Here is an 8,577-nt window from a genome sequence, read left to right as displayed (position 1 = left end):
GTGTATTCCACATTGCGGCTGTCCGGCTCCCGCACAAACCCACTTAAATCCCGCACAATGCGATCGGAAAGCCCCACAATCTCCCCGGTCTTCTTGCCGGTATAGATTTCGACTTCTAACCCTTTAGTCAACTGCACTGCACTCGCCTCTTTAAAATTAATGGGGGGGAAGACCACCAGGAAACAGTAAATACGGAAAGGCGCTGAAAATGGATCACCACCCCGCTTTCCTAGTATCTCACCGCCTACCCCGCCAGGGCTAACAACTCTTCCGTTAACTCAAAGTTGCTCGTGACCGATTGCACATCGTCCAAGGATTCTAGCGTTTCGATCATTTGCATGAGGGCCTTGGCCTGGTCTGGGTCAGCGATTTCCATGGTGTTTTCCGGCAACCAACGCAGTTCCGTCTCTGCAATGGCAAAGCCATGGTTCTGTAACACTTGGTTGAGGCTTTCCAGTTGACTTACCTCACTGAAAACTTCCACACCGCCCCCATCTTCCTCGTCTAGCCATTCGTAACTTTCCCCCTCCCCCTCCAGCAAAGCTTCCAGCAATTTTTCCTCCTCCAGTTCCCCCTCCAAGCGAATTACTCCTTTTTTGCTAAACATCCAACTGACACAACCGGTTTCCCCCAAATTCCCCCCTTTTTTGCTGAACGCCGCCCGTAGATCTGCCGCCGTGCGGTTGCGATTATCGGTCAGGGCTTCAATTAACACCGCTACTCCCCCTGGGCCATAGCCTTCATAGCGCATTTCTTCGTAGTTACTTTCCCCATCTTCATAGGTTCCGGCACCCTTGGAGATCGCCCGGTCGATGCTGTCATTGGGAACCCCTGCGGCCCTAGCTTTTTCAATGGCTGTCCGCAGTTGAAAGTTGCCCGCCGGATCGGGGATACCTTGGCGAGCGGCCACAATGATTGCCCTGGATAATTGGGTGGTGGTTTTACCTTTTTGGGCATCCACCCTTGCTTTTTGTCGTTTAATACTTTGCCATTTACGGCCGCCCATTGGTCATTACCGTCTAACGAACACCCCCATAATTATTCCATTTCTGGGGGAGAGGAAGAAACAGAGGTGGGGATTTCCTCCTCATCTTCAATCATGCCAGGGTCAATGAGGGTAATATCAAATTGTTCGTTACCCGGAATGGTGCCAAATTGATCCCGACGGCGGTACTCGTAGCGCACGGAGACCTGGGGACCCATGACAATTTCGTCTCCAGTCTGGATAGTATGTTCTTGTCTTTTTTTCCCATTGATCATCAGACCATTAACACTGCTCTGCCCATCTTCATCGCCGTCAATAATACGGTAAGCCGCCTGAACATCTTCGGAGGATTTACGCACCAGCACCGCATGGATACGGGAAACAAATTGGGATTTGATGCGGATGTCGGCCCTTGGCGATCGCCCGATGGTGTAGAAGGTTTCAGTTAGTAAAACTTCCCGACGGCCACCGTCATCTGAAATGATCAGAACGTGCTCTTGCAGGGGTTTTGCCGAGGGATCAGACATGGCCAAGGGAAAAAGGAACAAAGGCGGACGGTGACGGACTCACTAAACTTCCAACCCGGAGGTTAGTCTACAGCGGAAAATTGGGCAAAAGGTCAGTGACTCACCTCAATCAATATTAACCAAGCTAATCTAGCAATCCCTAGTGGTAGCTAAAAGTTGGTGCCGGCCACCCTCTGGGTCGCCCATGGTGACAACAATCAGGCTTGAACGTGTTGCCTGGGTCTTCCGGGGGGGGAAGTTACCAGACTACAACTTCTAGACCCCCCTTAGTCTCGATTCCGTTCTGGGGCAGAGGAAAACTGGTACCGCAAGCTCAGGGCATTCAACACCACCACAATGGAACTACTGGCCATCATAGCGGCGGCGATCGCCGGAGTCAGCACAATGGCAAAACTAGGCAAAAACGCCCCAGCGGCCAGGGGCACAGCCACCAGATTGTAACCTAGGGCCCAAAGTAAATTCTGCTTGATTTTAGCCACTGTGGCACGACTTAGGGTCAAGGCTTTGAGCACATCGGACAATTGGGAGCGCATTAACACCACATCCGCCGTTTCCATGGCCACCGCCGTTGCCCCGGAGAGGGAAATGCCCACATTGGCCTGGGCTAGGGCTGGAGCATCATTGATACCGTCCCCCACCATAGCCACCACTGAGGCCGGGTCTAACCTTTGCATTGCCTTAATTTTAGCCACCTTGGCCTGGGGCGTCATCTGGGCCTGGAATTCTGCAATGCCCACCTCCATGGCGATCGCCTCGGCGATGGTGGGATGGTCACCGGTTAACAGTAGGGGAGTAATGCCCCAATGTTTTAGTTGGGCAATGGTGGCCTTAGCTTCCGGGCGGAGGGTATCCTGCAGGGCTAAAAATCCTTGCAATTGTTGATTGCGGGCCACAAAAATAACCGTTTTTCCCTGGTTACGCAGTTGGTCCACCTCTGTTTGCCATTGGGAGTGCCACATTACTCCCTTTTCCATGAGCCATTGTTGATTCCCCACCAATAGGCGATCGCCTTGGTACCAACCTTGCACCCCTTGCCCCGCTTCCGTTTCAATATTCTCCACTGGCAAAAGTTCCAGATCTTGGGCACTGGAGATTAATCCCTGGGCTAGGGGATGGCGGGTTCCCTGCTCCACCGAGGCCGCTAAGGTCAATAACTGGGCCGCTGGAATATCTATCACCGGAAACGTATCCGTTAGCTGTAAATTGCCCTGGGTGAGGGTGCCCGTTTTATCGAAGGCCATCACCGTAGTGCGCTGGAGAATTTCTAAAATGTTGCCCCCTTTGATCAGAATGCCCTGTTCAGCCCCTAAACTGGTGCCCACCAAAATTGCAGTGGGGGTGGCTAAGCCGAGGGCACAGGGACAGGCCACAACTAACACCGAAACGCTTAGTTTAAGGGCTAACAAAAGAGGAGAAAGTCCTGTGTCCGTAACCATCTGGGGGAAAAATGATTGCCCCACCGTGGCCCAAAAGGTCAACGTTCCCAAGGCGATCGCCATCACGCCATAGGCAAACCAGCCCGCCACCTGATCCGCTAACCGTTGCATGGGGGCTTTTTGGGTTTGGGCCGTTTCCACCAGTTGAATAATGCGAGCCAAGGTGGTGTCTGCCCCAATGTGGGTAGCCGCAATGGTAATGGCCCCGGACTGATTCCAAGCTCCGGCAATGACCGCGTCATCAATTTTTTTCTCCACGGGCAGGGATTCCCCCGTCAAGAGGGACTCATCCACCAGGGTTTTTCCCGCCACTAAAATGCCGTCCACCGGAATTTTCTCCCCTGGTAACACCTGCACCCATTCCCCCACCCGCACCTGTTCCACGGGAATTTCGATGCCAGTTTCCCCTTTTGTATCTCCCCTGCCCACCAGTCTGGCTAAGGAAGGTTGCAGGGCTAACAGTTCCGTCAAAGCAGATTTAGCTTTTTGTCTGGCCTTACTTTCTAGGGTTCTGCCCAGCAGTAGCACCCCCAATAGCATCACTGGCTCATCGAAAAAACATTCCCAGCCCAACCCGGGCCAAATCCAGGCAATGCAACTGGTGAGGTAGGCACTGCCAGTACCCAGGGCCACCAAGGTATTCATGTTGGCATGGCCAAATCGTAAACCCCGCCAACCATCGAAGAAAATTTCCCGCCCCGGTATGGCGATCGCCAAAGTAGCCAGACCCCAGTGGAATACAGGGTGATGGAAAAAGGGAATCATGGGGCCACCGAAATGGCTCAGATGGCCCAGTGCCGATAGGAGCAGTAACACTAGGGCAATGGCCAAGCCCCAGTTAACGTTTTCTTTACTGCCGTTTTCCGTTGTTGGTAAAGCAATGCCCCCGTGGCCCTGACGAATTTGGCTGGGAAATCCCCGCTGACTCAAATGTTCGGCGATCGCCTGGGGAGTAATTTTTTCCGGAGCATAGCGTACCACCGCCACTGCTGTAACTAAATTGACGCAACTGTCTGTCACCCCGGCTAATTGACCCAATTGCCTTTCCACTGCCGCTACGCAACCAGCACACTTCATACCGCCCACATCGAGGGTTAAACTACTGGTCTGATTTTGCCCATTGTCATCGTTGTCAGTCAGGGTTGATGCGGGGGTTGGGGAAAGTTGAACCATGGTAGAGGTAATAAAGTAAACAGGGCATCAGTCCCAATCATGGGGAAATTTTTTCCACCTTACCAAGCAATTTTGCTATCTGTCCCAGGATCGGCGATCGGACCAGCACTCCCGGTCCTTGTTAAAGTTAAAGTCCTCCATCTTGCCAATCTCTTCAATTGATCAATGGATGGTCGCAAGTTATTTACTAAGCCCTCCTCAAAAGCCCAGAACTCCCCTTAGCAACAGCATTTATAGACAAATAATTAACCAATGGCAGTGTCAGCCTACGCCAAGGCAGGGGAATTAAATCCTGATTAGTATGCAAACCAACAATGTTTAGAGGGCTTTAGCCTTTTGGGTTTTAGCTTTCATTTTGGCCGCACTTTGGCGCAAAGCCTGAAGACGGGTTTCATACTGTTTACGCTGGCGGCGGTTGGGGGTTTGTTCAATTAAAGTTTTGAAGGCACTACCAAGGCTTTTATAGGCGTTGGGCAAGGTGTAACCAAAACGGGTAGCGAGGGTAATGGCCTTTTCGTCCGCCTCGATCGCCTCTTTGATGCGTTTGTCGCCGTTATTTTTTTGCCAGAGCCGATAGCCGGAAATGCCACACAGTCCCAAGGCCAGGAGCAACAGCAATCCATCTTGCACCCACAGTTCTCCCACAGCGCCCCCTAAACCGATAGCCAGGGCCGCCATTTCCCAACCTTCCCGGGGAATGGTATCGCTCTGAACGCGGGCTACTTCGTGCCAAAACAGTAAATTCCGCTGGTCAATGGCCAGGTTTTCCCATTTGGCCAAATCCACCTGAATTTCAATCTCATCCCGGCCCAACTCCTCCGAACGGATCAGGGGGGGGTTAACTTCGGTGCTACCTTCCACCATTACCCAACTTTGGAGTTCCGGCGGCAGTAAACTTTTCAAGCGCCGTAGTTCACTCATTTCAGCGCGAGCCGTTGCAGAGGAGTAGGAGGTCATGGCAGTTTGCTATTTTCTTGACTGATCAACAGTGGATCTGGATAATCCTAACCCATTTTGACATTTTCCTTTGGCCCACCGCCAAGGCGATCGCCAGCAACCCGATAAATTTCGTTTTTCATGGGTTGAGTTGATGAATTTGGAGCATCATAGTAAGTCATAGGTCTGTATTGATAAAGCCATGAGCCAGTGTCTTAACCCCGATTGTCTAGCGGTTAACCCAGTAACCCATAGATTTTGTCAAAAATGCGGTCAAAAGCTTTGGCTCAAGGATCGTTACCAGGCTTTAAAGCTGATTGGCCAGGGAGGATTTGGTAAAACTTTTCTGGCGGTGGATTTGGATAAGCCATCCCAACCCCGTTGTGTGATTAAGCAATTTTTTCCCCAGGGGCAGGGAACCGGATCTTTGGGCAAGGCGGCGGAGTTATTCCAGGAAGAAGCAAAACGCCTGGATGATTTGGGCAATCATGGGCAAATACCAGAATTGCTGGCCTATTTCATTGCCGATGACCAGCGTCAATATTTAGTTCAAGAATATATCGAGGGAGAAAATTTAGCCCAGGAGTTAGCTAGTCAGGGAGTCTTTAACGAAGCAAAGATTCGGGCTTTGTTGACGGATATGTTGCCAGTGCTGGACTTTATCCATAGTCATCAGGTAATTCACCGGGACATTAAACCGGAAAATATTATTCGTCGCCAGTCGGATCAAAAGTTAGTTTTGGTGGATTTTGGCGCAGCTAAGGCTGTTAATCCTGGAAATCGCTCGGTCACAGGAACCATAATTGGCTCGGCGGAATATGTGGCCCCGGAGCAGATGAATGGTAAAGCGGTCAATGCCAGTGATTTGTACAGCTTAGGCGTCACTTGCTTAAATTTATTAACGGGAATTTCCCCCTTCGATTTATTTGACCAGGGAGAACATGAATGGTGCTGGCGGGATTACTTAGTCAATAATTCAGTGAGTAATGAGTTAGACAATATTTTAGAAAAGCTGGTGATTTTGGGAGTGAAAAAACGCTATCAAAGTGCTGCCGATGCGCTAAAAGATCTGGGCTTTATAACTCCAAAAGTTTCCACCCAGACGAACGTTAAGATACCGAATATACCCAAAACCCAACTGCAGTCAGGAAACACACAAACTCTAATTGACATTTTACCTGGGGGAGTGAAATTAGAAATGATAAAAATTCCTGCTGGCAGCTTTATGATGGGCTCGAATCAAAAGGATAATGAAAAACCAATCCATCGAGTCACTTTGAAAGAATTTTATTTGGGTAAATATCCGGTTACTCAAGAACAGTGGCAAGCAGTAATGGGAAATAATCCTTCATACTTTAGTGGTAGTATTTTTAAGCCTAATCCTAAAAATCCAGTTGAGCAGATCAGTTGGAACGACGGCCAATCTTTTTGTAAAGATTTAGTAAGTTTAACTAGCAAAAAATATCGATTACCCACGGAAGCGGAATGGGAATACGCCTGCCGAGCCGGAACTCAAACCCGCTATTCCTTTGGGGATGATGAAGTACAGTTGGAGGATTACGCTTGGTATAGCAACAATTCAGGAGGGATAACCCATCCTGTAGGTCAAAAGAAACCCAATCCCTGGGGATTGTATGATATGCACGGCAATGTGTGGGAATGGTGCGATTATGATTGGCATAATAATGATCAAGAGGCACTAATCAATGGAGATGAGGACAAAAAAATATTTAGCAGTAAAGTTAAGCTACTTCGAGGTGGTTCTTGTATCGACAATCCTATAAACTGCTCTTCTTCCTTCCGCTTCGGTAACAGCCTAAACAATAGGTTCAGCAACAGCGGTTTTCGTTTAGTTCTGGATTGAGCCAGAGTTTGATTAATGTTTTCCCGCTTGCATCGGTCTATTTTGTGTGACTAGAAATAATCAGCCCAGTGGAATGTGTTAGCGATAGGGCAGCGCCCTATAATGCAAAGTGTATAATATTTACGTCAAATACACACGGCCAACTAACTTCAAAGCAAAAATTGATTACGTCCTTTGGCAACCAAGCAACTGCTGACCTATTCAACGGTATCAATAGCCGAAATTCAAGAAAAATCCCATCTGAGATTACACAAAAAGCCTTGAATAAATTGGATATTTTAAACGCTGTTGAGAAGTTGGAAGAACTAAATAGTCCCCCCGGCAATCGTTTAGAAGCACTCAAGGGAAACTTAAAAGGATTTTATAGTATTCGGATTAACAACCAATGGCGAATCATTTTTCAATGGCAAAATGGTAATGTCAGTCAAGTCCAAATTATTGATTATCACGATTAAATAATATGCTCCCAACCAATCGCCTCCCCACCCATCCCGGAATCATTCTCTTAGAAGAATTTCTTGAACCCATGAACATCACTCAAGAAACCCTAGCCACTTATTTGAATATTTCAGTAAAACAAATCAATGAAATTATTCAAGAAAAAAATAAAATTACCCCCAAAATAGCCTGGTTATTAGCTCAAGCTTTTGATACTACACCACATTTTTGGATGAACTTACAGACTAATTATGACTTAGCCTTAAACAAACCACAAGAAACCAAACAGGCAATAAAAGTTTGAAGAATTTGTTGCTGGAGGATGCGATAGTCTGAGCCAGAAATATTTACTCTTGATTGACTGCAGTACTTTAGTTGTATTAGGCTACATTAGCCACAGCGTGAAATATTCAAGAACGGCGATCGCCCTCAATCTCTCAGGGGTCTGATGCTAGGGAAAGCATTAAGTTTGGTTTTTTGCTATAACCACCTGACCACCTCAAAGGCAATTAAGGCGATCAACCCACCCCCATCCCAAATGCCACTGGAGCTTTAGTTAGGGTTTTCTCGTGCAATGATTTGATAGAATTTAAACCGTCTGCCCAGGTTTTAACTCCCTGCATACCAAGGGATCCCCAAAGAGATTTAAGAGATACAACCACCATGATCTACGACATTTTCATGCCGGCCCTGAGTTCCACCATGACCGAGGGGAAAATTGTTTCCTGGACTAAGTCCCCCGGCGACAAAGTGGAAAAAGGCGAAACTGTCTTGGTGGTGGAATCGGACAAGGCCGATATGGACGTGGAGTCCTTTAACGAAGGTTACCTGGCCGCCATTCTGGTCCCCGCAGGGGAAGAAGCCCCCGTGGGAGCAACCCTAGGGTTAGTGGCGGAAACGGAAGCAGAAATTGCCGAAGCCCAAGCTAAAGCAGGCTCTGGTGGTTCCTCCAGTGCGCCCCCTGCTCCAGCCCCCCAACAACCGGAACCAGCGGCGATCGCCACTGCAACTGCCACAGAAACAGCCCCTACCCCCAGCAGTAATGGCCATGGCAATGGCAAGGGTAGTGGCAGGATTGTTGCTTCCCCCCGGGCGAAAAAACTAGCCAAAGAATTAAAAGTTGATTTGGCCACCGTGGCTGGCACCGGTCCCCACGGCAGAATTGTGGCCGCCGATATTGAAGGTGCCGCCGGTAAACCCGTCAGTGCTCCCATAGCT

8 protein-coding genes and 1 pseudogene are annotated in these 8,577 nt (G+C 48.9%); 4 read left to right on the top strand and 5 right to left on the bottom strand.

The window, feature by feature from the left end:
- The 5 genes and pseudogenes from IQ219_RS20545 to IQ219_RS12825 form a co-directional block, all read right to left on the bottom strand.
- A pseudogene (locus IQ219_RS20545) lies at nucleotides 1-137 on the bottom strand (putative glutamate--cysteine ligase); the annotation flags it as partial.
- 107 nt (nucleotides 138-244) lie between these two features.
- Nucleotides 245-1,006, bottom strand: a complete 762-nt coding sequence (locus IQ219_RS12840) for a YebC/PmpR family DNA-binding transcriptional regulator (RefSeq protein ID WP_194072865.1) — start codon at nucleotides 1,004-1,006, stop codon at nucleotides 245-247.
- A gap of 32 nt (nucleotides 1,007-1,038) precedes the next feature.
- Entirely contained in the window at nucleotides 1,039-1,512 is a 474-nt protein-coding gene (locus IQ219_RS12835) for an FHA domain-containing protein (protein ID WP_190596900.1), read from the bottom strand.
- A gap of 266 nt (nucleotides 1,513-1,778) precedes the next feature.
- Complete coding sequence (locus tag IQ219_RS12830; RefSeq protein ID WP_194072864.1) at nucleotides 1,779-4,121, bottom strand: cation-translocating P-type ATPase; 2,343 nt, start codon at nucleotides 4,119-4,121, stop codon at nucleotides 1,779-1,781.
- A 318-nt stretch (nucleotides 4,122-4,439) separates the two neighbouring features.
- Nucleotides 4,440-5,078 (bottom strand): DUF3318 domain-containing protein, encoded by a 639-nt coding sequence (locus IQ219_RS12825; RefSeq protein ID WP_190596904.1) that lies wholly within the window; start codon nucleotides 5,076-5,078, stop codon nucleotides 4,440-4,442.
- A 181-nt stretch (nucleotides 5,079-5,259) separates the two neighbouring features.
- Here IQ219_RS12825 and IQ219_RS12820 point away from each other — a divergent pair, with 181 nt between their 5' ends.
- The 4 genes from IQ219_RS12820 to IQ219_RS12805 form a co-directional block, all read left to right on the top strand.
- Nucleotides 5,260-6,921 (top strand): bifunctional serine/threonine-protein kinase/formylglycine-generating enzyme family protein, encoded by a 1,662-nt coding sequence (locus IQ219_RS12820; protein WP_194072863.1) that lies wholly within the window; start codon nucleotides 5,260-5,262, stop codon nucleotides 6,919-6,921.
- Nucleotides 6,922-7,082: 161 nt separating this feature from the next.
- Nucleotides 7,083-7,376: a type II toxin-antitoxin system RelE/ParE family toxin gene (locus tag IQ219_RS12815; RefSeq protein ID WP_194019398.1), complete on the top strand. Its 294-nt coding sequence runs from the start codon at nucleotides 7,083-7,085 to the stop codon at nucleotides 7,374-7,376.
- 5 nt (nucleotides 7,377-7,381) lie between these two features.
- A complete protein-coding gene (locus IQ219_RS12810; protein ID WP_194072862.1) occupies nucleotides 7,382-7,663 on the top strand; it encodes a HigA family addiction module antitoxin in 282 nt (93 codons plus the stop codon).
- A 359-nt stretch (nucleotides 7,664-8,022) separates the two neighbouring features.
- Nucleotides 8,023-8,577 (top strand): biotin/lipoyl-containing protein (locus IQ219_RS12805; RefSeq protein ID WP_194072861.1); only part of this gene is annotated, 555 nt, incomplete at its 3' end.

Source organism: Synechocystis sp. LEGE 06083, assembly GCF_015207725.1.
Lineage (GTDB): Bacteria > Cyanobacteriota > Cyanobacteriia > Cyanobacteriales > Microcystaceae > Synechocystis > Synechocystis salina.
The sequence above is the reverse complement of the archived record's forward strand: the minus strand, read 5'-3'. Positions and strand labels throughout refer to the sequence as shown.